Source organism: Nocardioides halotolerans DSM 19273 (assembly GCF_000422805.1).
Classification (GTDB): Bacteria; Actinomycetota; Actinomycetes; order Propionibacteriales; family Nocardioidaceae; genus Nocardioides; species Nocardioides halotolerans.
The window spans coordinates 692,896-715,334 of record NZ_KE383922.1; the positions used below are offsets into that span (position 1 = coordinate 692,896).

General features: G+C 71.7%; 23 protein-coding genes. 11 read left to right on the top strand and 12 right to left on the bottom strand.

Annotation, left to right across the window (positions count from 1 at the left end):
• The first annotated feature begins 52 nt into the window (after window positions 1–52).
• Genes G514_RS26775 through G514_RS26780 form a run of 4 tightly spaced genes read left to right on the top strand, consistent with a single transcriptional unit; the run spans window position 53 to window position 3,833 of the window.
• A complete protein-coding gene (locus tag G514_RS26775) occupies window positions 53–763 on the top strand; it encodes a maleylpyruvate isomerase family mycothiol-dependent enzyme (RefSeq protein ID WP_051247446.1) in 711 nt (236 codons plus the stop codon).
• A complete protein-coding gene (locus G514_RS0114005; RefSeq protein WP_028652262.1) occupies window positions 760–1,452 on the top strand; it encodes an MBL fold metallo-hydrolase in 693 nt (230 codons plus the stop codon). The genes G514_RS26775 and G514_RS0114005 overlap by 4 nt, the downstream gene beginning before the upstream one ends.
• A gap of 21 nt (window positions 1,453–1,473) precedes the next feature.
• Window positions 1,474–2,940, top strand: coding sequence for a hypothetical protein (locus G514_RS30330; RefSeq protein ID WP_157544792.1), 1,467 nt, complete (start codon window positions 1,474–1,476; stop codon window positions 2,938–2,940).
• Window positions 2,937–3,833: a phosphatase PAP2 family protein gene (locus G514_RS26780; protein ID WP_051247447.1), complete on the top strand. Its 897-nt coding sequence runs from the start codon at window positions 2,937–2,939 to the stop codon at window positions 3,831–3,833. Before G514_RS30330 ends, G514_RS26780 begins: the two co-directional genes overlap by 4 nt.
• Here the strand turns inward: G514_RS26780 and G514_RS0114020 are convergent.
• The 4 genes from G514_RS0114020 to G514_RS0114035 form a co-directional block, all read right to left on the bottom strand.
• Complete coding sequence (locus G514_RS0114020; protein ID WP_157544794.1) at window positions 3,820–4,422, bottom strand: hypothetical protein; 603 nt, start codon at window positions 4,420–4,422, stop codon at window positions 3,820–3,822. The two genes, G514_RS26780 and G514_RS0114020, sit on opposite strands and share 14 nt — an antisense overlap.
• 66 nt (window positions 4,423–4,488) lie before the next feature.
• Window positions 4,489–5,622: a ferredoxin--NADP reductase gene (locus G514_RS0114025; protein WP_028652265.1), complete on the bottom strand. Its 1,134-nt coding sequence runs from the start codon at window positions 5,620–5,622 to the stop codon at window positions 4,489–4,491.
• A gap of 3 nt (window positions 5,623–5,625) precedes the next feature.
• Entirely contained in the window at window positions 5,626–5,919 is a 294-nt protein-coding gene (locus tag G514_RS0114030; RefSeq protein ID WP_028652266.1) for a hypothetical protein, read from the bottom strand.
• 15 nt (window positions 5,920–5,934) lie between these two features.
• Complete coding sequence (locus G514_RS0114035; protein ID WP_028652267.1) at window positions 5,935–7,122, bottom strand: 3-ketosteroid-9-alpha-monooxygenase, oxygenase component; 1,188 nt, start codon at window positions 7,120–7,122, stop codon at window positions 5,935–5,937.
• 46 nt (window positions 7,123–7,168) lie between these two features.
• Between G514_RS0114035 and G514_RS0114040 the strand changes: the two genes are divergently transcribed.
• The 4 genes from G514_RS0114040 to G514_RS0114055 all read left to right on the top strand — a co-directional run bounded on the left by G514_RS0114040 (window position 7,169) and on the right by G514_RS0114055 (window position 11,857).
• Window positions 7,169–8,356, top strand: coding sequence for an acyl-CoA dehydrogenase family protein (locus G514_RS0114040; protein WP_028652268.1), 1,188 nt, complete (start codon window positions 7,169–7,171; stop codon window positions 8,354–8,356).
• 61 nt (window positions 8,357–8,417) lie between these two features.
• Window positions 8,418–9,530, top strand: coding sequence for an acyl-CoA dehydrogenase family protein (locus tag G514_RS0114045; protein WP_028652269.1), 1,113 nt, complete (start codon window positions 8,418–8,420; stop codon window positions 9,528–9,530).
• Entirely contained in the window at window positions 9,530–11,104 is a 1,575-nt protein-coding gene (gene fadD1, locus G514_RS0114050; RefSeq protein WP_028652270.1) for a fatty-acid--CoA ligase FadD1, read from the top strand. The genes G514_RS0114045 and fadD1 overlap by 1 nt, the downstream gene beginning before the upstream one ends.
• A 27-nt stretch (window positions 11,105–11,131) precedes the next feature.
• A complete protein-coding gene (locus tag G514_RS0114055; RefSeq protein WP_028652271.1) occupies window positions 11,132–11,857 on the top strand; it encodes a dienelactone hydrolase family protein in 726 nt (241 codons plus the stop codon).
• Between the two features lie 16 nt (window positions 11,858–11,873).
• On the opposite strand, the gene scpC is transcribed toward G514_RS0114055, so the two are convergent.
• The 5 genes from scpC to G514_RS0114080 all read right to left on the bottom strand — a co-directional run bounded on the left by scpC (window position 11,874) and on the right by G514_RS0114080 (window position 16,842).
• Window positions 11,874–13,379: a succinyl-CoA:acetate CoA-transferase ScpC gene (gene scpC, locus G514_RS0114060; RefSeq protein ID WP_028652272.1), complete on the bottom strand. Its 1,506-nt coding sequence runs from the start codon at window positions 13,377–13,379 to the stop codon at window positions 11,874–11,876.
• A 65-nt stretch (window positions 13,380–13,444) separates the two neighbouring features.
• On the bottom strand, window positions 13,445–13,720 hold the full coding sequence (locus G514_RS0114065) for a hypothetical protein (RefSeq protein WP_028652273.1): 276 nt from the start codon (window positions 13,718–13,720) through the stop codon (window positions 13,445–13,447).
• An 83-nt stretch (window positions 13,721–13,803) separates the two neighbouring features.
• A complete protein-coding gene (locus G514_RS30335; RefSeq protein ID WP_157544796.1) occupies window positions 13,804–14,001 on the bottom strand; it encodes a hypothetical protein in 198 nt (65 codons plus the stop codon).
• A gap of 103 nt (window positions 14,002–14,104) precedes the next feature.
• Window positions 14,105–15,208 carry an NAD(P)H-dependent flavin oxidoreductase gene (locus tag G514_RS0114075; RefSeq protein ID WP_028652274.1) on the bottom strand — a complete coding sequence of 368 codons (1,104 nt, stop codon included), beginning with the start codon at window positions 15,206–15,208 and terminating at the stop codon, window positions 14,105–14,107.
• The gene (locus G514_RS0114080; RefSeq protein ID WP_028652275.1) at window positions 15,205–16,842 is read right to left on the bottom strand and encodes an acyl-CoA synthetase; all 1,638 of its coding nucleotides are present in this window, start codon (window positions 16,840–16,842) and stop codon (window positions 15,205–15,207) included. The genes G514_RS0114075 and G514_RS0114080 overlap by 4 nt, the downstream gene beginning before the upstream one ends.
• A 46-nt stretch (window positions 16,843–16,888) precedes the next feature.
• Here G514_RS0114080 and G514_RS0114085 point away from each other — a divergent pair, with 46 nt between their 5' ends.
• The 3 genes from G514_RS0114085 to G514_RS26785 are packed head-to-tail and all read left to right on the top strand — an operon-like array spanning window position 16,889 to window position 18,990.
• Window positions 16,889–17,704 carry a crotonase/enoyl-CoA hydratase family protein gene (locus G514_RS0114085; RefSeq protein WP_028652276.1) on the top strand — a complete coding sequence of 272 codons (816 nt, stop codon included), beginning with the start codon at window positions 16,889–16,891 and terminating at the stop codon, window positions 17,702–17,704.
• Window positions 17,705–17,740: 36 nt separating this feature from the next.
• Window positions 17,741–18,424 carry a DUF3137 domain-containing protein gene (locus G514_RS0114090; RefSeq protein ID WP_028652277.1) on the top strand — a complete coding sequence of 228 codons (684 nt, stop codon included), beginning with the start codon at window positions 17,741–17,743 and terminating at the stop codon, window positions 18,422–18,424.
• Window positions 18,421–18,990, top strand: a complete 570-nt coding sequence (locus G514_RS26785) for a LemA family protein (RefSeq protein WP_036564692.1) — start codon at window positions 18,421–18,423, stop codon at window positions 18,988–18,990. Before G514_RS0114090 ends, G514_RS26785 begins: the two co-directional genes overlap by 4 nt.
• On the opposite strand, the gene G514_RS0114100 is transcribed toward G514_RS26785, so the two are convergent.
• Genes G514_RS0114100 through fadD8 form a run of 3 tightly spaced genes read right to left on the bottom strand, consistent with a single transcriptional unit; the run spans window position 18,953 to window position 22,393 of the window.
• Window positions 18,953–19,537, bottom strand: coding sequence for a cytochrome b (locus G514_RS0114100; protein WP_028652278.1), 585 nt, complete (start codon window positions 19,535–19,537; stop codon window positions 18,953–18,955). The two genes, G514_RS26785 and G514_RS0114100, sit on opposite strands and share 38 nt — an antisense overlap.
• 17 nt (window positions 19,538–19,554) lie before the next feature.
• Window positions 19,555–20,778, bottom strand: coding sequence for a hypothetical protein (locus tag G514_RS0114105; RefSeq protein WP_028652279.1), 1,224 nt, complete (start codon window positions 20,776–20,778; stop codon window positions 19,555–19,557).
• Window positions 20,771–22,393 carry a fatty-acid--CoA ligase FadD8 gene (fadD8, locus tag G514_RS0114110; RefSeq protein ID WP_036564695.1) on the bottom strand — a complete coding sequence of 541 codons (1,623 nt, stop codon included), beginning with the start codon at window positions 22,391–22,393 and terminating at the stop codon, window positions 20,771–20,773. The genes G514_RS0114105 and fadD8 overlap by 8 nt, the downstream gene beginning before the upstream one ends.
• Between the last annotated feature and the right edge of the window lie 46 nt (window positions 22,394–22,439).

Sequence of the window (22,439 nt, forward strand, 5' to 3'; positions counted from 1 at the left end):
CGCAGCCTCTCACGGGCCGCCGACAGTCCCCCCAATCGTGCAGGATGTGCCCATGTCCGACCCCCGGCTCGTGGACCTGCTCGACTCAGGTACCCGCAGGCTCGTCCGCTCCGTCGATGCGATGCCCGACGACCAGTGGTCGCAGCCCAGCCTGCTGCCGGGCTGGACCCGCGCCCACGTCGTCGCCCACCTGACGCTCAACGCCGAGGGGCTCTCCGCGGCCCTGGAAGGCGTGCACGAGGGGCGCCCGGTACCGATGTACGCCTCCGCCGAGGCGCGCGACCGCGACATCGCGGCGCTGTCCACTGCTCCCCCGGCGGCGCTCCGCGACCGGTTCCTGGCCTCGACGACCGTCATCGGCGAGTGGGTCGAGGAGCTGGCCGACAACCTCGCCGCGACCGTGATCGAGCGGACGCCCGGCGGGCGGCGGTTCCCGGCCGGCGACGTCGGGACGATGCGCACCCGCGAGGTCGAGATCCACCACGCCGACCTCGGGCTCGACTACACGGCTGCCGACTGGCCGACCGAGTTCGTCGAGCTGCTCCTCGACTCCCGCGCCGGCCGCGACCACGCCGGCCCGCCGTTCCGCGTGCACGCCGCCGACCTCGACCGCACGTGGGAGTTCGGCACCGGCGGTCCCACGGTCTCGGGCGCCGGGAGCGCTCTGGCATGGTGGGTGACGGGCCGCCCCCTTCACCAGGTGCCCGGGGGCGACGGCCTGACCAGCGACGACGGCCGCGTGCCGAGGATGGAGCCGTGGTGAGCGACGCAGGCACGTACACCGGTGAGGTGAAGGCCGGCGGTGCGCCGGACGTCCGCGAGCTCGACGCGCTGCGGATCACCAAGGTCGCGGTCGACGAGCAGATGTCCAACAACTGCTACCTGCTGACCTGCAAGCGCACCGGCGACCAGGTGCTCATCGACGCCGCCGACGCCTCCGCGACGCTGCTCCCCCTGATCGGCGACGCCGGGCTCACCCACGTCATCACCACCCACCAGCACTGGGACCACCACCGCGCCCTCCCCGACGTCGTCGGTGCCACCGGCGCGGCCACGGTCGCCGGCGACCCCGACGCCGAGGCGATCACCGAGCAGACCGGCGTTCCGATCGCGCTCCAGGTCCGGCACGGCGACACTGTGCCCGTCGGCGACTGCACCCTCGAGGTGATCGCCCTCGCCGGCCACACCCCCGGCTCGATCGCGCTCCTCTACGACGACTCCGCCTCCGAGGGCGGCCACCCGCACCTGTTCACCGGCGACTCGCTCTTCCCCGGCGGCGTCGGCAACACTTTCGGCGACCAGGCGGCGTTCGAGCAGCTCATCGACGAGGTCTCCACCAAGATCTTCGACCGGCTGCCCGACGACACGTGGTTCTACCCCGGCCACGGCAACGACTCGACGCTGCGAGCCGAGCGGCCGCACCTGCAGGAGTGGCGCGAGCGCGGCTGGTAGTGCGTCGGTACGCTGCCGCCCGTGCCGGATGCCCCTGCGACCCCCTGGCGGCGCCGGATCGGGACCGCACCCAAGAGCTGGGTGCTCGCGATGGCGGCCGGGGTCGCGCTGGCGTGGCTGCCGTTCGTCGGGCGGTCGCTGAGCCCCGACGAGGCGGGCTACCTCATCGTCGGCGGCCAGTGGGCCGACGGCAGCAGCCTGTACGGCGACTACTGGGTCGACCGGCCACCGGTCCTGGTCGCGGTCTTCGAGGTCGCCGACGCGCTCGGTGGCGCCGTGCCGCTGCGGCTGATCGGGGCGCTCGCGGCCGTCCTCACCGTCGTGCTCTCCGGCGTCCTCGGCCGGATTGCCGCGCCCGAGCGCCGCTCCGCTCCCCTGCTCACGGCCGGCACCGCCGCGGTGTGCGTCGCGACGCCGCTGCTCGGCGGCACGGTGGTCAACGGCGAGCTGCTCGGCCTGCCGTTCCTGGTCGTCGGGATCCTGGCGTACGTCGCCGCGGCCGCGAGCCGCCACCAGGTCCGCGGGCTCCTGCTCAGCCTCGCGGCGGGCGCCGCGGGTGCGCTCGGGCTGCTCGTGAAGCAGAGCCTGGTCGACGTGTTCGTGGTGGCGGTCGTGCTGCTGCTCACCAGCGGCGCGGCACGCAAGAAGTTCCCCGGGCTCCTCGCCGGCGCCCTGGTCACGATCGCCGTCGTCGTCGCGGGCGCCTGGGCGCGGGGCACGGTGCCGGCCGACCTGTGGGACGCGGTCGTGACCTTCCGCGTCGACGCGGCCCGCGAGCTGGCGGGCGACAGCGGCAACGCCCCGGCCAGGCTGGCGGGCCTCGTAGGCGCGCTGGCGGCGAGCGGCGTGCCGCTGGTGGTCGCGGCGTTCGCGTGGAAGGGGCGCGGCGACCCCTCGCGCCAAGGACCGTGGACGGCGCCGGACCTGCGGGTCGCGGCGTACGCCCTGCTCACCGCCGAGCTGCTCGTCGCGTTCCTGAGCGGTAGCTACTGGCTGCACTACCTGATGGCGCTGGTCCCCGGTGCGGTGCTGTTCGCGGCGGCGTTCGCCCAGCGCCCCGCGCCCGTGACGAGGAGCATCGGCATCTCGCTGGCGCTCGCGGGCGTCAGCTCGGCCGCCGCCGTCGTCTGGGTCGCGGCGCACCCGATCGACCGGCCGGAGGAGGAGGCGATCGCCTACCTCGACGACCACGCCCAGCGCGGCGACAGCGCCGTGGTCGTGCTCGGCGCCGCCAACGTGGTCCACGACGCGCACCTCCGGGCCGACTACCCCTACCTCTGGAGCCTGCCGGCGCGGGTCCGCGACGCCGACCTGGCCACGCTCGACGGGCTGCTCCAGGGCGGGCAGCAGCCGACCTGGGTGGTGGTCGCGCGCCGCTCCGTCGACGACTGGGAGCTCGACTTCACCACGGCGCAGGCGGTGCTCGACGCCGACTACGACGAGGTCGACACCGCCGGCAAGTTCACGATCTACCGGCGCCGCTCGTGAGGCGCACGCTCGCGGTCGCGGCGTACGCCGTGGCCCTGCTCCTCTGGTGCTGGCTCGTCGGCATCCCCAACGACCCGATCGGCGTCGCGCTCTGGCTCTGGCTGCTCGCGATCTGCTGGCGCCTCGACTGGTCGTGGCAGTTCCCGAGGGACTGGTGGCCGTGGCTCCTGGCGCTCGCGGTCTACGGCCTGGCGCGCGGCGTGACCGACGACTGGGGGTTCACGCCCCACGAGGTGTGGCCGATCCACGCCGACGAGTGGCTGGCGCGCCTGTGGGGCGGCGAGACGGTGCCGACGGTCAGCCTGCAGCACCACCTCTGCGCCGACCACTGCGCCGGCTACGAGCAGCTGCGCTGGTACGACTTCCTCGCCAGCGCGACCTACGCCTCCCACTTCGTCGCCGGGCTGACCATCGCCGGCGTGCTCTGGATCCGCGACCGCGGCGAGTGGCTGCGCTGGATCCGCCGCTACGTCACCATCAGCTACCTGGCCCTGGCCGGCTACATCGTCTTCCCGATGGCGCCGCCGTGGATGGCCGCGCAGGACGGCCTCCTGCCGCCGCTGGTGCGCAACTCGAGCCGTGGCTTCCACGACCTCGGCATCGAGCGGACCACGATGGTCTTCGGCGGGCTGGCCAACCGGACCGCGGCGATGCCGTCGCTGCACTGCGGCTTCGCGTTCCTCATCGCGTTGTACGCCGTGACCCGGCTCCACGGCTGGTGGCGGTGGCTACTGCTGCTCTACCCCGTCGCCATGGCGTGGACGCTGATCTACTCGGCCGAGCACTACCTGGTCGACGCGATCATGGGCGGCGTCGCCGCCGCGCTGGCGCTGGCGATCGGCGCCGCGTGGGACCGCTGGCGCCCGCCCGAGCGCCTCGTCAGCGCTGGCTGACCCAGTCGGTCCACCCGTGCTTCTTGCCGAGGAAGTCGAGGTGGGGCTTCGGGTACTCGACGAAGGGCTGCAGGTCGCCGGTGTTCATCGTGGACACCGACACCCGGACCGCGCCGGCCTCGAAGCAGCCGGGGCGCTTCTTCACGACGTACTGGAACCACTTCAGGTGGTGGCCCTGGTCGTGGACGACGCCGGCGTCGGCGACGCACCGGCCCTCCGGGGAGTGGCCCCACTCGGGCGCCGGCTGCTCGCGCCACTTCGCGACGCGGGCGAACCGGTAGTCGCTCCAGAACTCCATGAAGTGGCCGTACTCGGCGCCCTTGCGGGTCGGGTCGGTGTCGATGAAGACCGACACGTTGCCGGTCGGGAAGTCGAAGACCCGCGGGTTGCCGGGGAACGTCACCCGGACGACGAGCTTCCTCGCCGTGTTGGTGACCTTCACCGTGCGGATGTCGAGCTTGTTGTTGGCGACGTCACCCGAGGCGTCGGCGAAGGTCGCCGGCGACGAGACGTCGGCGTGTGCAGGGGCGGTCAGGACGGCGGCGGGCGCCAGGAGCGCGGCCGCGAGGACGGGGATCAGTCGCTTCACGCGGAGCATGATGCAGGCTCGCGCGCCCCGGGGCGAGGGGATTCCGGTCCTCGGCGAGTCCTGTGATCAGTGGTACGTCGCCCGGACCACGTCGGTGACGGGCAGCGACTGGCAGGCGAGCCGGATGCCCTCGGCGAGGTCCTCCTCGTCGAGGACGTCGTTGTTGAGCATCTTCACGTCGCCCTCGAGCAGCCGGACCGCACAGGCCGAGCACTCCCCCTCGCGGCAGGAGTACGGCGCCTTCACGCCCTTCGACTCCAGGTGCTCGAGCAGCTTGGTGGTGGGCGCCCAGTCGTCGTAGGTGTAGGTCTGGCCGTCGAGCTCGACCTCGAGCCGGACGTTGGCCTGCGGCGCGCCCTCGGCGGGCCCGTGGTGCTCGGGCTCGGGGGCCGGCGCGGGTTCGGCGCCCTCGGTGAAGGCCGCGTCGGAGTCGGCCTCCTCGAGCTCGTGCTCGGCCGCGGCCTGCTCCTCCGGGTCGCCGAAGGGGTTGCCGCCCAGCGAGATGAACTTCTCCTGGTGCCGCCGCTGGCGCGGGAACTCCAGCTCGCGCAGGGCGGCGATCGTCAGCTTCATGAACGGCGCGGGCCCGCACACGAACGCGTCGTACGTCGCGAACGGCTCGGTGAACGCCTTCAGCTGCTCCTGGGTCGGCAGCCCCTGCACCGACTCGAGCCAGTGCACGACGACCAGCCGGTGCGGGTGCTCGGCCGCGAGGCGCGCCAGCTCTGACGCGAAGATCACCGAGCGCTCGTCGCGGTTGGCGTAGAAGAGCACGATCCGGCCGCTGCCATGGGCGAGGGCGGTGCGGGTGATCGACATGATCGGCGTGATGCCGCTGCCGCCCGCGAGGAGCAGCAGGTCGGCGTCGAGGTCGGCCGGGGTGAAGATCCCCGACGGCGGCAGCGAGCGGATCGTGGAGCCCTCGCGCAGGTGGTCGCAGATCCAGTTGGAGGCGTAGCCGTCGGCGGTGCGCTTGACGGTCACGGTCAGCGGTCCGCCGTCGTGGGGTGACGAGGACAGCGAGTAGCACCGCGCGGCGACGCCGGTCCGGTCACTCGGGACGGCGAGGGTCAGGAACTGGCCCGGCTTGTAGTCGAACTCCGCCTCGGCGCCCTCGGGCACCGCGAACGACACCGAGTGCGCGTCGGCGGTCTCCTCCACGACCTCCACCACGCGGAGGTCGTACGACGGCTCCCCCATGGCCTAGTAGCCGTCCTCGGCGCCGATCGGCACCTGGCCGTCGCGGGCCGCCGCCTCGATGCTCGCGACCAGCCGCCGGCAGGCGGGCTGGAAGTCGCGGCCGCCGGTGCGCCGGTTGAGCTCGGGGCAGTGCCCGCGCGCCTCGGCGGTCCACTGGATCGACGTGTGGTGCTCGCTGTTCTTCTTCACGCCGACCCGGGCGAGGCAGTCGAGGCAGGCGACCTCGACCAGCCGCGCCGAGGTGTAGAGGCGCTGGTCCTCCAGCGTGTCGGCGCTGGTGGGCACGAAACTAGGCATGGCCAGGGTCTCCGGTCAGGTCCCGCTCATGATCTGGGGGTTCTCGGCGTCGTCGGCGCCCTCGGGAGCCTCGCCGCTCGCCTCCTGCTCGGCGCGCAGGCGGAGGTTCTCGGCGACCTCCTCCTGCCAGTACTCGTTGGCCTTGGTCGTGTCGACCTCGAACTCGAAGCGGTCCACCATCTCGGGCTGCACGTCGGCCCTGTCGACGTAGAACTGCTCGTACCAGCGCCGCAGCTGGTAGACCGGGCCGTCCTCCTCGCAGAGGAGCGGGTTCTGGACGGGCACCTTGTTCTTCCAGATGTGCACGTCCTGCAGGAAGCCCTCGCCGAACATCTTGGCGTACTTCTTCGAGATGTAGGCGGCCGTGTCGTCGTCGATGCCCTCGGGCTTCTTGACCGTGATGCCGTACTGCAGCGTGAACGAGTCGGGACCGGTCGGGATGTGGCAGTTGATGAGCACGACCTCGGTCTCGAAGCCCTTGTAGTCGACCTCGAGCCAGTTGATCATGTACGCCGGCCCGAAGTAGGTGGCCTCGGACTTGAGGAACAGGTCGGGGCTGCCGTAGCCGCCGGCCTTGTCGGGCCGGCCCTTCGACTCCATGTACTGCGTCGCGACGGTGCCCTCGAAGACGTTGCGGAAGCTGGTCGGGAACGAGAAGTGCACGTAGTAGAAGTGCGCCATGTCGACGACGTTGTCGATCAGCTCGCGGCAGTGGGAGTCGGTGATCGGCACGACCTCCCAGGTCCAGGGCGTGTAGAGGCCCTCGTCGAGGCCGGGCAGCACCGGCGGCAGGATCTCCAGGTCGGGCTCGGAGCCCTCGACGTCGTGCCAGACCAGGAGCTGGTCGTTGCGGATGACCACGGGGTAGCGCTGGGTCCGCGCCCGCAGCGGCACCCGGCGGGCGTAGGGGATCTGCTTGCACTTGCCGTCGCCGCCCCAGCGCCAGTCGTGGAACGGGCAGGCGATCTCGTCGCCCTTGACGGTGCCCTGGGTCAGGTCGCCGCCCATGTGCCGGCAGTAGCCGTCGAGGACGTTGAGGTTGCCCTGGGTGTCCTCCCACACGACCAGCTGGCCGCCGAACGCCTCGACCCGGTGCGGCGTGCCGTCGCGGAAGGAGTCAGCGAGACCGAGGCAGTGCCAGCCGCGCGCGAAGCGCTCCGGCGGAGTGCCGTGGTCCAGCATCCGTGTGCTGCTCTCCATCATGGACTCCAGACTAGAACACGTTTCAGTTTCGGGATAGTTTTGCCCCATGCGCATCGCCCTGGATCCCGAGCAGGTGGCCCTCAAGGAGGAGCTCCAAGGCTACTTCGGCGAGCTCGTCACGCCCGAGGTCAAGGCCGGGCTCGCCTCGGCGACGGGCGAGTTCGGGGAGGCCGGGGTCTACAAGGGCGTCATCAAGCAGCTCGGCACCGACGGCTGGCTCGGCATCGGCTGGCCGAGGGAGTGGGGCGGCCAGGACCGGTCGATGGTCGACCAGCTGATCTTCACCGACGTCGCGGCGGACTTCGGCGTGCCGATCCCCTACCTGACCCTCAACACGGTCGGGCCGACGATCATGCGCTACGGCACCGAGGAGCAGAAGCAGTACTTCCTGCCGCGGATCCTCGCCGGCGACCTGCACTTCTCGATCGGCTACTCCGAGCCGGGCTCCGGCACCGACCTCGCCTCGCTGAAGACCCGGGCGGTCCGCGAGGGCGACGAGTGGGTGATCAACGGGCAGAAGATGTGGACCTCCCTCATCCAGTACGCCGACTGGATCTGGCTGGCCTGCCGCACCGACCCCGACCTCCCGCGGCACAAGGGGCTCTCGATGATCCTCGTGCCGACCGACGCCGAGGGCTTCTCCTACACGCCGGTGCACACGGTCGCCGGGGTCTCGACGAGCGCGACCTACTACGAGGACGTCCGGGTGCCGGCGAGCAACCTCGTCGGCGAGCTCAACGGCGGCTGGCCGCTCATCACCAACCAGCTCAACCACGAGCGGGTCTCGCTCACCTCCTCGGCGCCGCTGACGATGTCGCTCAAGCTCGTGCGCGAGTGGGCCCAGCAGACCAAGAACCCCGACGGCTCGCGGGTGATCGACACCGAGTGGGTGCAGCTGGCGCTGGGCCGCGCGCACGCGAAGATCACCGTGCTGACGCTCATCAACTGGAAGCTCGCGTCCGACGCCGACGCCGGCGTGCCGCTCTCCCCTGCCGAGGCATCGGCCACCAAGATCTACGGCTCCGAGCTCGCCACCGAGGTCTACCGCTCGTTGATGGAGGTGATCGGGCCCAACGCCGGCATCACCGGCGCGTCCGACGGCGCCGTGCTCGCCGGGCGCATCGAGCGGTTCTACCGCAGCGCGCTGGTGATGACGTTCGGCGGCGGCACCAACGAGATCCAGCGCGACATCATCGGCTACGTGGGCCTCGGCCTCCCGGCAGCCAAGCGTTGAAATTCTGTGAAGTGACCACCGCCGATCGAGCTTGTCGAGATCACCGCATGGAAGGCACCTGATGGACTTCACCTTCACCCCCGAGCAGGACGAGGCGGCCGAGCTGGCCGCGAAGATCCTGGCGGACCGGGCCACCAACGAGCGGATGAAGACCGTCGAGGCCGAGGGCTCGCGCTTCGACCGCGAGCTGTGGGCCGAGCTCGGGTCGGCCGGCCTGCTCGGGCTCGCGCTGCCGGAGGACCACGACGGCGCCGGCCTCGGCCTCGTGGAGCTCTGCCGCGTCCTGGTCGAGGTGGGGCGGACCGTGGCTCCGGTGCCGCTGGCCGCGCACGGCCCGGCCGCCCGGCTCCTGGCCGAGCACGGCAGCGACGCCCAGAAGCAGCAGTGGCTGCCCGGGGCGGCCTCGGGAGCCCAGCTCCTGACCGCGGCCGTCGCCGAGGAGCGGGCCTTCGCCCCCGAGCGGCCGACGACCACCGCGACGCCTGCCGGTGACGGCTGGAGCCTGAGCGGCAGCAAGGCGATCGTGCAGGCGGGGCCGCACGCCGACGTGTTCCTGGTGCCGGCCGACACCCCGTCCGGCGTCGGCGTCTTCCTCGTCCTGCCCGGCGACGCCGGCGTGACCGTCACCGAGCAGGCCTTCTCCGACCGCGACGCGGTCGCGCGCGTCGACCTCGCCGACGTGGCCGTGGGCGCGGACCGCCTGGTCGGCCCCGCCGACGGGTCGGTCGACCGCCGCCTGCGCCACCTGCTGCTCCTCGCCTCCTCGGCCGAGCAGCTCGGGATCTGCGAGGGCGCGCTGGCCCTGACCGCGTCGTACGCCAAGACCCGGGAGCAGTTCGGCCGGCCGATCGGCACCTTCCAGGCGGTCTCGCAGCGGCTGGCCGACGGCTACATCGACACCCTGGGCCAGCGGCTGGCGCTCTGGCAGGCCGCGTGGCGGATGGACGAGGGACTGCCCGCCGACACCGAGGTCGCCATCGCCAAGCTGTGGGCAGCCGACTCCGGGCACCGGATCGCGCACACCACCGTCCACGTGCACGGCGGCGTCGGCATCGACCTCGACGGCGAGGCGCACCGCTACTTCACCGTGGCCAAGCGCTACGAGTTCCTCCACGGCGGGGCGACCGAGCAGGCACTGCACATCGGGCGCACGCTGGCCGCCGAGCCGGCCTGATGGCGGAGACCGTCCAGCAGCTCCTGCGCGAGCGCGCGGACGACGACCGGGTGGGGGTGAGGTACGGCGAGCGCGCCTGGACCTGGCGCGAGCACCTGGCCGAGGCCGCCGGAGAGGCGGCTGCGGTCATCGACGTCGCCGACCTCGCGCGTCCCCTCCACGTCGGTGTCCTCCTGGGCAACACCCCCGACATGCTCCGGTCGATGGCGGCCGCGGCGCTCGGCGGCTACGTGCTGGTCGGGCTCAACACGACCCGCCGTGGGCCGGCCCTGCTGGCGGACGTCCGGCGATCCGACTGCCAGCTGCTGCTGGTCAACGCCGAGCACGCCGGACTCGTCGAGGGGCTCGACCTCGAGGGCGTCCGGGTCGTCGACGTCGAGGAGCTCGAGCCCGCCGGCCCGCTGGTCCCCCACGCCGAGGTGGGCGCGATGGACACGTTCATGATGATCTTCACCTCCGGCACGAGCGGCGATCCGAAGGCAGTCCAGGTGCCACACGTCTTCCCGATCTTCGCAGGGGCCAACCTGGTCGACCGGTTCACGGTCACCGCCGAGGACGTCTGCTACGTCTCGATGCCGCTGTTCCACTCCAACGCGGTCGTGGCCGGCTGGGCCGTGGCCGCATCCAGCGGGGCGACGATCGTGCCCGCGCAGTTCTCGGCCTCCCGGTTCCTGGCCGACGTGCGCGCGTACGGCGCGACGTACATGAACTACGTCGGCAAGCCGCTGGCCTACGTCCTGGCCACCCCGGAGCTGCCCGACGACGCCGACAACCCGCTGCGGGTCGCGTTCGGCAACGAGGCCGGCGACCGCGACATCGAGGAGTTCGCGCGCCGGTTCGGCTGTCAGGTCACCGACGGGTTCGGCTCGACCGAGTCGGCGGTCATCGTCACCCGGCCGCCCGGGACGGCCCGCGGCTCCATCGGGCAGGGCATGGACGGCGTGGCGATCTACGACTCGGAGACGGTCACCGAGTGCGAGGTCGCCGAGTTCGACGCGGCCGGGCGCCTGACCAACGGGGACCGGGCGGTCGGGGAGCTCGTGAACACCCAGGGCGCGGGGATGTTCCAGGGCTACTACAACGACCAGGCCGCCACCGACGACCGGATGCGCCACGGCATGTACTGGTCGGGCGACCTCGCCTACCGCGACGCCGACGGCTGGATCTACCTCGCCGGGCGCACGGCCGACTGGATGCGTGTCGACGGCGAGAACCTCGCCGCGGCCCCCGTCGAGCGGATCATCCAGCGGCTGCCGGCAGTCGCGCTGGTCGCGGTGTACGCCGTGCCCGACCCGCACGCGGGTGACCAGGTGATGGCCGCGATCGTGCTCCAGGACGACGCCACGCTGAGCCCGGCGGAGCTCTCCGCCTTCCTGGCCGACCAGGCCGACCTGCCGACGAAGGGCTGGCCGCGCTACGTCCGGATCGCCCCGTCGCTACCCTCGACCGCGACCAACAAGGTGCTCAAGCGCGACCTGATCGCCCAGGGCGCGACCGCCGGCGACGGCGTGCTCTGGGTGCGGGAGGAGCGCGGCACGGCGTACGCCGTCGCCCGCCCGACGGCGTCGGCCTGAGCCGGACCGCCCTCCCGAGAGGCACGCATGCACGTCAGCTCCAGCCAGACCCTCCCCGACGGTCTGCTCGAGCGCACCGTCACCCTGGGCGAGGTGCCCGGCATCGTGTGGACGCCCGGCACCGGGCCGGCGCCGCTGGTGCTGCTCGGCCACCCGGGCGGCCTGCCCGCCATGTATCCCCGGCTGGCGGCCCGGGCGCGCCAGTGCGCGTCGCTCGGCTTCGCCGCGGCGACGATCGAGCTGCCCGGCAGCGGTGACCGGCCCCGGGATCCCGGCCTCGAGGAGGCCCGTGCCGACCTGCGCCGGGCCCTCGCGGCCGGGGACCCGGTCGGCGACGGGATCATCGACCGGCTCGTCCTGCCGCTCGTCGACCAGGGCGTCCCCGAGTGGCAGGCCGCCCTCGACGCCCTCCTCGAGCTTCCGGAGATCGGTGGGCCGGTGGCGTTCTCGGGAGGGGTGATCGCGATCGGCGTCCGGCTGGCCGCGGTCGAGCCCCGGATCGTGGCTGCCGGTCTGTTCGCGGGGAGCTTCGTGCCGCGGACGACGTTCGACGAGGCGCGCACCATCACCATCCCGGTGCACGTCCTGCTCCAGTGGGACGACGAGGGCAACGACCGGCAGGCGGCCCTCGACCTGTTCGACGCGTTCGGCTCGCGGGAGAAGACGCTGCAGGCCAACCTGGGCGGCCACACCGGCGTCCCGGCACACGCGGCAGAGGACACGGGGAGGTTCCTCGTCCGGCACCTGACCTGAGTCGGCCGGGTGAGCCCTACATGTGTCCCGTCTCGAGCAGTCGCTGGTGCCAGGACAGCGCCTCCTCGAGCAGGTGCGGCGTGTGCCGGGCGGTGGGCCGTGCCGCCAGCGCGCGGTGGAAGTAGTCCCACAGCGCGTCGCGGTAGTCGGGGTGCGCGCAGCGGTCGATGACCCGCTCGGCCCGTCGCTTGGGCGAGAGACCCCGCAGGTCGGCGAGGCCCTGCTCGGTGACGATCACGTGCACGTCGTGCTCGGTGTGGTCGACGTGGCTCACCATCGGCACGATCGAGGAGATAGCGCCGTTCTTGGCCGTCGAGGGGGTGAGGAAGAACGCCAGGAACGCGTTGCGGGCGAAGTCGCCGCTGCCCCCGATGCCGTTCATGATCGCGCTGCCGAGGACGTGGGTCGAGTTGACGTTTCCGTAGATGTCGGCCTCGATCATGCCGTTCATCGAGATGATCCCGAGGCGCCGGACGAGCTCGGGGTGGTTGGAGATCTCCTCGCTGCGCAGCAGGATCCGGCCCTTGTAGTCGTTGATGTTGGCCATGAAGTGCTCGACGCCCACGTCGGAGAGCCCGAACGACGTGGCCGACGCCGCTCGCAGGGTACCGTCGTCGAGGAGGTCGAGCATCGCGTCCTGCAGCACCTCGGTGAAGGCGGTCAGCCCGGTGAACTCGCTCGCGCCGAGGCCGGCCAGCACGGCGTTCGCCGTGTTGCCCACGCCCGACTGGATCGGCAGCAGGCCCGGCGGCATCCGCCCGGCCGCGACCTCGTGGCGCAGGAAGTCGAGCAGGTGCTCCGCGATCGCGCGGGAGGTCTCGCTGGGCGGCTCGAACGGCGTGTTGCGGTCGGGCGCGTCGGTCTCGACGACGGCGACGACCTTGTCGAGGTCGACCTGGAGGTAGGGCTCGCCGATGCGCTGCATCGGCTCGTGCAGCGGCAGCGGCCGGCGGTGGGGCGGCAGCGCGGTGCCGTAGTAGATGTCGTGGAACCCCTCGAAGGCGCGCGGCTGCCAGTGGTTGACCTCGAGCACCACCTTCTCGGCCCGGTCGAGCCACGTCTTGTTGTTGCCGACCGAGCTGCTCGGGACGAGGAGGCCGTTGGGCAGGACGGCGGTCACCTCGACGATCGCGACGTCGAGCGTGCCGTAGAACCCGAACCACATCTGCTGCGCGCTGTGGCTCAGGTGGGCGTCGACGTAGTCGACCTCGCCGGCGTTGATCGAGCGGCGCAGCACCGGGTCGGAGTTGTAGGGCAGCCGGGTGGCGACACCGTCGACCTCGGCGAGCACCCCGTCGGCGTCGGGTGCGGTCGACGCACCGGTCCACAGCCCGATCCGGAACTCCTCGCCGCGCGCGTGCGCCGCCGCCATGCGGGCGGCCAGCGCTGCCGGCACCGCCTTCGGGTAGCCCGCGCCGGTGAAGCCGCTGATGCCGACGTTGTCACCGGGCCGGACCAGCGCGGCCGCGTCCTCGGCCGAGGTGATCCGGTCGCGGAGGGTCGGGGACTCGACGCGAGACATGGAGGGATCTTGGCAGGAGCCGCGGCCCCACGAGGCCGCGGCTCCTGACCGGTGGATCGAGGGGGTCAGCGCCCGACGTGGCTCCGGTTGCGACCGGTGAACGTCGACGCGAGGACCACCAGCACGGCGGAGATGGCCACCGAGACGATCCAGCGCGTCCAGTCGACGCCGCTCGAGCCGTCGCCGCCGAAGGCGCGGTAGACGACCAGGCCCAGCAGCACGCCGCCCACGCCGCACACCAGCGTCAGCCAGATCGGGATGTTGTCCTTGTCGCCCGGCGCGACGAGCTTGCCGAGCAGTCCGATGATGATCCCGGCGATGATGATGCCCACGATCTCCATGTCGATGTCTCCTTGCAGAGGTGTCGACGGCGCGGTGGCGCCGATATGGAGACAGTGACCGTGGGGGCCGGCCGCAAACGTCGCTAGTGGTCGGACGGCGCGGTGGCGCGGGTGACGCGGTCGATGCCGGCCGAGGCCAGGGGCAGGAGGAGGATGCCGGCCGCCACCACCGGGAAGCTCACGAACGGCCCCGCTCCCGACGCGTGCAGCTCGATCCCGACGCCGGCCACCATGGCCCCCACGGCGAGGCAGAGCCCCCACACGACACGCGCAGTCATCACGCACAGGACGCTAGGCGCGGGCCCGTGCGGCCGACCATGGCTCAGCCGGGTGGTCCGTCCATGGTCCGTCCGGACGGCGGGCCGCCACCTCGGCCCCGTGCGACTACTTCCGGTAGGTCTCCAGCCGGCCCACGGCCTCGTCGTACTCGGCGACGAGCGAGGCGACGACCTCGGCCACCGGACGCACGGAGTTCATCCGCCCCACGATCTGGCCGATGGGCATCGAGATCACGTCGGGGTCGTGCGAGGCGTTGATCCGGTTGTGCGCCTCGGCGACGAGCAGGTTCTGCAGCGGCATGGGCAGCGGCTCGGGCGCGTCGGCCTCGGCCCAGGCCTCGGTCCACTTGGTCTTGAGCAGCCGCGCCGGCTTGCCGGTGTAGATGCGGGTGCGGACGGTGTCGGACGACGTGGCGCGGGTGAACGCCGTCTCCCAGCCCTGGTTGGACGCGAGGTTGCGGTACTCCTCGGTGCCGAGCCAGATCGACCCCGTCCACACGCCCTGCGCGCCCAGCGCGAGCGACGCGGCGACCTGCCGGCCCGAGCCGATGCCGCCGGCGCCGAGGACGGGCACGTCGGGGCCGACCGCGTCGACGATGTCCGGCGTCAGCACCATCGAGGCGACCTCGCCGGTGTGGCCGCCGGCCTCGTAGCCCTGGGCCACGATGATGTCGACGCCGTTGGCGACGTGCGAGAGCGCGTGCTTGGCGGCGCCGGCCAGCGCGGCCACCTTGATCCCGTGCTCGTGGCACTTCTCGATCACGTCGACCGGCGGCGAGCCGAGCGCGTTGGCGATCAGCACCGGCCGGTGCCGCAGCGCGACGTCGAGGTGCGATCGCGCCACCGAGTGCAGCCAGCCGAGGACTCCCTCCCGGCCCTCGCCCTCCGGCAGCGGCGGGACGCCGAGCTTGAGCAGCGTCTCGTCGACGAACTTCTTGTGCTCCTCCGGGATCATCGCGCCGAGGTCGAGCGAGGTGCCCTCGGTCGGGATCTTCATCGGCATGACGATGTCGACGCCGTACGGCTTGCCGTCGGTGTTGTCGTCGAGCCAGGTCAGGACCCGCTCGAGCTCCTCGGTGTCGTTGAACCGCACGCAGCCCAGCACGCCGAGGCCGCCCGCCCGGGAGACCGCGGCCGCGACGTGCTCGGACGGCGTGAACGCGAAGATCGGGTAGTCGATGCCGAACTCGTCGCAGAGCGCGGTCCTCACGCGGGCACCTCCGTGCCGGCCAGCGCCATCTCCTTGGCGGCGGGGTACTGCGCCTTGCCGGTCGCGTTGCGCGGGACCTGCGGCACCACCGTCAGCGAGCGCGGCAGCTTGTAGCCGGACAGGTGCGCGCGGAGGAAGTCGCGCAGCTCCTCCAGCTCCAGCGACATCCCCTCGCGGAGCTCGACGACCGCGGCGACGGCCTGGCCGTACTTCTCGTCGGGAACGCCGACCACGAGGCAGTCGTAGACGGCCGGGTGCGCCTTGACCGCCATCTCCACCTCCTCGGGGTAGACCTTCTCGCCGCCGGTGTTGACGCAGTTGGAGCCGCGGCCCAGCAGCGTGACCCGGTTGCCGTCCTCGATGCGCGCGAAGTCGCCCGGGACGGAGTAGCGCTGCCCGTCGATCTCGAGGAACGTCGCCGCCGACTTCGCGGGGTCCTTGTAGTAGCCGACCGGCACGTTGCCGCCGCGACCGAGCCGGCCGATCTTGCCGACGTCGGTGGCCGGGTCGAGCAGCCGGTTGTCGTCGTCGATCACGACGCTGTTGGGTCCGAGGCCGACGACCGGCCCGTCGGTGGAGATCTGCTCCTTGTCCTGCATCCCCATGCCCTGGAAGCCGGTCTCGGTGGCGCCCACGGAGTCGGTGAACACGGCGTTCGTGAACACGTCCATCCAGCGCTTCTTCACGTCCGGGCTGAAGATCGCGGCGCTGCTGGAGATGGCGAACAGGCTGGACCCGTCGTACGGCGTGCCGGTGGCCGCCTTGCGCTCGTACTCCTCGATGAGCGGACGCGCCATCGCGTCACCGGTCATGAAGATGAGCTGCACCTGCTCCTTCTCGATGATCTCCCAGGTGCGCTGGGGGTCGAACTTGGGCTCCAGCACCGTGAGGTGGCCGCCGAACAGGTGCATCAGGAGCCCGGCCTGTGCGCCGCCGTGCATCAGCGGGCTCAGCGGGAAGGTGATCATCCGCGGGTCGGTGGCCGCGGACGACTGGCTCATCTCCTCCAGCGGCTCGCCGGTGTAGAAGTCGATGCCGCCGCCGAGCACCCGCCAGAAGTCCTCGTGGCGCCACATGACGCCCTTCGGGAAGCCGGTGGTGCCGCCGGTGTAGATGATGTGGATGTCGTCGGGGCTGCGCTCGCCGAAGTCGCGCTCGGCGCTCTGGCCGGCGTACGCCTCCTCCAGCGTCACGCCGCCGAACGACGAGAGGTCGCTGGCGTTGTCCGGGTCGGTCACGTCGGGGAGCGCGACGAAGGTGTGCAGCTGGGGGTGCTTGGGCGCACAGCGCGCGACCAGGTCGGTGTAGGTGCGCTCGAACAGCAGCGCCACGACGTCGGCGTTCTCGAAGAGGTAGTCGAGCTCGCCCTCGACGTAGCGGTAGTTGACGTTGATCGTCGTCGCGCGCAGCTTCACCGTGGCCAGGACGGCCACCACGTGCTCGATGGAGTTCTTGGAGTAGATGCCGACGTGGTCGCCGGGACCGACCCCGCGCGCGGCCAGGAAGTGCGCCAGCCGGTTGCTGTCGCGCTCCAGGTCGGCGTACGTCGCGACTCGGTCGCCCACCTTCACGGCCGGGTTGTCGGGGGCTGCGTCGACGGCGTGCTCGAAGAGGTCTGCGATGTTCAGCGCCACGGCGGCAAGACTAGAACACGTTCTCGTTTTTGACTACGCTCCCCCTGTGACCAGCACGGATGCCGAGACGAGCACCAGCGCGCCGCACTGCCTCGTCGAGCAGGACGGCCACAAGCTGGTCGTGACGATGAACCGGCCCGAGGCCCGCAACGCGCTCTCCGGGGAGATGCTCGCGATCATGTCCGACGCCTGGGACCGGGTGAACGACGACCCGGAGATCCGGGTCTGCATCCTCACCGGGGCCGGCGGCTACTTCTGCGCCGGCATGGACCTCAAGGCGGCGAACGACAAGCCACCGAGCGACAGCTTCGAGTCCGGCGACTTCGACCCGACCATCATCAAGCCGCTGCTCAAGGGCTTCCGCCTGACCAAGCCGCTCATCGCCGCGGTGGAGGGCCCCGCGATCGCCGGCGGCACCGAGATCCTCCAGGGCACCGACATCCGGGTGGCGGGCGAGTCGGCGAAGTTCGGCGTCGCGGAGGCCCGTTGGTCGCTCTACCCGATGGGCGGGTCCGCGGTCCGGCTCCCGAGGCAGATCCCCTACACGGTCGCGGCGGAGCTGCTGCTGACCGGCCGCACCATCCTGGCGCCCGAGGCCAAGGAGCTGGGCCTCATCGGCCACGTCGTCCCCGACGGACACGCGCTGGCCAAGGCGCACGAGCTCGCCGACCTGGTCGCGGCCAACGGCCCGCTCGCCGTGCAGGCGATCCTCAGGACGATGCGCGACTCCGAGGGCAAGCACGAGGAGGACTGCTGGGCCGACGACGCCCGCGTCGGTGCCGCGGTGTTCTCCTCCGAGGACGCCAAGGAGGGCCCGCGGGCCTTCCTCGAGAGGCGCCCGGCCGAGTTCAAGGGGCGCTAGCCCTTCGCGCAGCCCGCCTGCCCCTAGGGTGTCGCCGTGGCGTCGGGATTCGTGCTGATCTTCGCGGCGTTCCTGGCGCTCGCCGTCGTCGCGGTGGTGTTCAGCTACCTCGCGGCCAAGAAGCGGCGCGAGGCGATGGCGGCGTACGCCGCGGCGCGCGGCTGGCGCTACGAGGTGGAGCAGCCGCTGCTGGTCGACCGGTTCACCGGCCCGCCGTTCGGGCTGGGCTTCGGCCGCCGCGCCTACAACGTGCTCTACGGCACCCACGACGGCCGCGACCTGGTCTCCTTCGACTACGAGTACAAGACCCAGACCAGCAACGGGAAGCAGACCACGACCCAGGTGCACCGCTTCTCGGTCCTCGGCCTCTCGATGGGCGTCTACATGCCGCCGCTGACGGTGGACCCCGAGAGCTTCCTCGACCGGTTCGTGGGCCGGATCACCGGCAACGACATCGACCTCGAGTCGGAGGAGTTCAACCGCGCGTTCACGGTGAGCTGCCCCGACCGGAAGTTCGCCTTCGACGTGCTGCACCCGCAGCTGATGGAGTTCCTCCTCCAGCACCGGCAGGTCGGTTGGCGCTTCGAGCAGGACTCGATGCTGATGGTGGCCCGGGGCCAGCGGACGCCGGCCCAGATCGAGGCGACGATCGCGGTCATGGACGGCATCACCGACCTGGTGCCCGAGTTCGTGTGGCTCAGGCTGAAGGGGCAGGGATGACCCCCGCGGCGTGGTGGGCGATCGGGCTCGCCGTCCTCCTGGTGGTCAGCGTGGTCGTGAGCCACAACCGGTTCGTGCGCCAGCGCACGCTGGTGGACGAGTCCTGGGGCGACATCGACGTCGAGCTCTCGCGCCGGCACGACCTCATCCCCAACCTGGTGGCGACGGTCGAGGGCTACGCCGCCCACGAGCGCGCGGTCCTGGAGACCCTGGTGCGCGCCCGCGAGGACGCCACGACCCACCGGGGCGACCGGCCCCGGACGCGGGAGGGGTTCGAGGAGACGGTGAGCGCGGCGCTGCAGTCGGTGCTGGCGCGGGTCGAGGCCTACCCCGACCTCAAGGCGAGCACGAGCTTCCTGCACCTCCAGCGGCAGCTGACCCTCACCGAGGACCGGATCGCCGCGGCGCGGCGCTTCTACAACGGCAACGTGCGGTCCTACAACATGCGGGTCCAGACGTTCCCGTCCAACCTGGTCGCGAAGGCCTTCCGGTTCCGCGCCAGGGACTTCTTCGAGCTGCGCGACCCCGCTACAGCATCCGCGCCAGGTGTCGGTCCCGCTGGATGACGGTGTGCTTGAGCACCAGGCCGAGGTGCAGCCCCACCACCACGAAGAACGCGACGTGCGCGCCGATGTGCAGGCCGAGCCAGTCGTCGCTGCCCAGGACGAGCAGCAGGCCACTGACCGGGATGGCGAACAGCAGCAGCATCAGCCCCTTCTCCAGCCAGCCCTCGACCATGCGCTCGGCGTGGCTCAGCGCCGGCGCCCAGGGCGGCAGCCCGCCGACCCGACGCCACACCACGCGCGCCGCGGCCAGCGCGAGGATGGCCAGCCCCAGCCCGACGTGCAGGTCCGAGGGGCCCTCGTCGGCGTCGGCCTGGGCGTCGAGCGCGTCCTCGCGACGGTCGACCTCCTCCTCGCAGCGCTCCTCGTCGGGCCGGTCCTTGCATTGGTCCTTGGAGTCGTGCACGCGGTCCGCGGCGGCGTCGGCGGCCGAGCCCTCCGTGGGCATCGTGTAGCCGACGACGAACTGCCCGACGATCAGCCCCAACGTCAGCCAGTGCAGCACCTTGGTGACGGCGCCGTACCCGTGCTCCCCGTTGCGCAGTCGCATGGGGCGGCGGTACCCGCTCAGACGGGCGTGATCGGCAGCGATCTGCGCGGCTCGAACGCGAAGCTCGCGCCAGTGCTGATCCTGGTCACGGCGACCTCGTCGAAGTCGGGCGCCGGCTGATCCCGGCGTACGACGGCCACGGTCCACTCCGTGTCGGACCCCGTCACCTCGACGTCCAGGTGCGGGTCGACCGCGCGGACCGCGGCCTGGAGCGGCCGCACCGATCCCGGACCGCACAGCGTGATCCAGCCGCCGTCCTCCTGGGCCGGGCCGGTGGACACCGTCAGCGCCGAGCCGTCGAACGACGCGGCGACGTACGCCGCCGGGTTGAGCAGCGGGTGCAGGCGCAGCGTCGCGACGGCCTCGGTGCCGAGGGCCCGCGAGATCCGCTCCGCCGCGACGCCCGCGATGCCGACCAGCTGCTTGGTGGCGATCTCGCGTGCCTGCTCGGGGCTCGCGGCGCGGGCGCGCACGGCGAGGAGGAACCCCAGGTTCAGCAGGTGCATCTGGAGGCAGACCTCGTCGGCGATGCGGACCAGCGCCGAGTGCGAGAAGGCGGAGAAGTCCAGGTCGGAGACGAGCGGGCCGGCGTAGTCGGCGAGCCCCTCGTCGGCCGGGTCGATCGGGTCGAGCGGCAGGGTGGCGGCCCGCGAGGCGGCGATCGTGGCCAGCGCGTCGATCGGCTCGACCACGGGGTTCGACTCGTCGATCGTGACCGTCCACGCGCAGTGGGGGTGCTGGTCGGGCGAGCTGCGCGGGGGCCGGTGGACCGGCCGGACCTGGGCTCGCGGGTTGGACGCGACGGCGGTGGCGTCGAACGTCGGGTCCTCGATGTCGTGGCACATCGACCGCACGTAGTCGGGCCCCATCGGCTCGACGTCCATCAGCGCGCCGCAGTGATCGAGGTGGAACTCGCCGTGCCACGGGTCGTGCACGGTGTAGCGGAAGTCCATGAACTGCGGCGGCGCGCCGATGTCGAGCTGCAGCCCCTTGAAGATCGTGACGACGTCGCCGGTGCCCTCCCCGGCCGGCGCGTAGCCGAGCGCGCGCTGCATCCGCCGGGTGTAGACCGGCGACGACGACGCCCACTCCTCGACGGCGATCCGCGCCATCTCCTCGCGCCCGAACGCCGAGATGCACCACGCCATGCCCGAGCGGTCGATGAGCTGCCCGATGAGCAGCAGCTCGGGGACCAGGGTCGCGAGCTGGTCCCGGGTGAGGTCGGCGTACCTGTTAGCCAACGCTCCGCTCGCCCGTCCAGTACTGCGCGCGCAGCGCCTTCTTGTCGGGCTTGCCGAGCCCGGTCAGCGGCAGCGCGTCGGTGGCGATCACCTGCTTGGGCGCCTGCACCGAGCCCTTGCGCTCCTTGACCATGTCCTGGATCTCGTGGACGACCTCGTCGGTGAGCTCGTGGCCCTGGCGGAGCACGACGATCGCGGTGACGGCCTCGCCCCACTTCTCGTCGGGGGTGCCGATGACGCCGACCTGGGCGATCGCCGGGTGCTGGGCCACGACGTCCTCGACCTCGCGCGGGAAGACGTTGAAGCCGCCGGTGACGATCATGTCCTTGGTGCGGTCGACGATGTACCAGAACCCGTCCTCGTCCTCGCGGGCCACGTCGCCGGTGTGCATCCAGCCGTCGCGGAACGTCTCGGCGGTCGCCTCGGGCAGCTTCCAGTAGCCGCCGCAGAGCAGCGGGCCGGCGACGCAGATCTCCCCCGGCTCGCCCGGCTGGACCGGGTTGCCGTCCTCGCCGAGCAGCGCGGTGCGCAGGAACGCCGACGGCTTGCCGCAGCTGGAGAGCCGCTCGTCGCCGCCGCCGACGTGGTCGGCCCTGGCGAAGTAGGTGATCACCATCGGCGCCTCGGACTGGCCGTAGTACTGCGCGAAGATCGGCCCGAACCGGTCGATCGCCTCCTTGAGCCGGACCGGGTTGATCGCGCTGGCGCCGTAGTAGACGGTCTCGAGGCTGCTCAGGTCGCGGGTGTGCGAGTCGGGGTGGTCCATGAGCGCGTAGAGCATGCTCGGCACGAGCATCGTGGCGGTGATCTTCTCCCGCTCGATGACCTCGAGCACCTCGGCGGGGTCGAACCTCGAGAGGACGTAGAGCGAGCCGCCCTTGATGACCGTCGGTGCGAAGAACGCCGCGCCGGCGTGCGAGAGCGGCGTGCACATGAGGAACCGCGGGCTCTCCGGCCACTCCCACTCGGCGAGCTGGATCTGGGTCATCGTGCTGAACGACTGGGTCAGGCCGATGACGCCCTTGGGGCTGCCCGTCGTCCCGCCGGTGTAGGTGATCGAGGTCATGTGGTCCGGCGCCAGGACCACGGCCTCGAGCGGCTGCGGGTCGTACTTCGCTGCCTCCGCCACGAGGTCCTTGCCGACGTGCGCCAGCTGCTCGGGCACCGGGCCGATGGTGAGCACCTGCTTGAGGCCCGGGCACTTGTCGAGCAGGCCGACCGCCCGCTCGACGAAGACCGGGTCGACGACGAGCGTGGTGATCTCGGCGTCGTTGATGACGTAGGCGTGGTCGTCGAGGCTGCCCAGCGGGTGCAGCGACGTACGCCGGTAGCCCTGGGTCTGGCTGGCGCCGAGGATGAACAGCACCTCGGGCCGGTTGAGCGCCAGCAGCGCCCCGGCCGTGCCCCGGCCCGCGTCGAGCGCCTCGAAGGCCTGGACGTACTGGCTGATCCGCTGCGAGACCTCTCCCCCGGTGAGCGTGGTCTCGCCGAGGTGGATCACCGGCTTGTCGCGGTGCCGCTTGAGCGCGGCGACCATCAGGTGCCCGTTGTGGGTGCCGACCCGCATCGGGTCGCTGAGGTCGGCGGGACCGCTGGTCGAGGCGTCGGCGCTCATGCGCCGAGACTAGAACGTGTTCCAGTTTCGGGCAATCGTGTCGCAG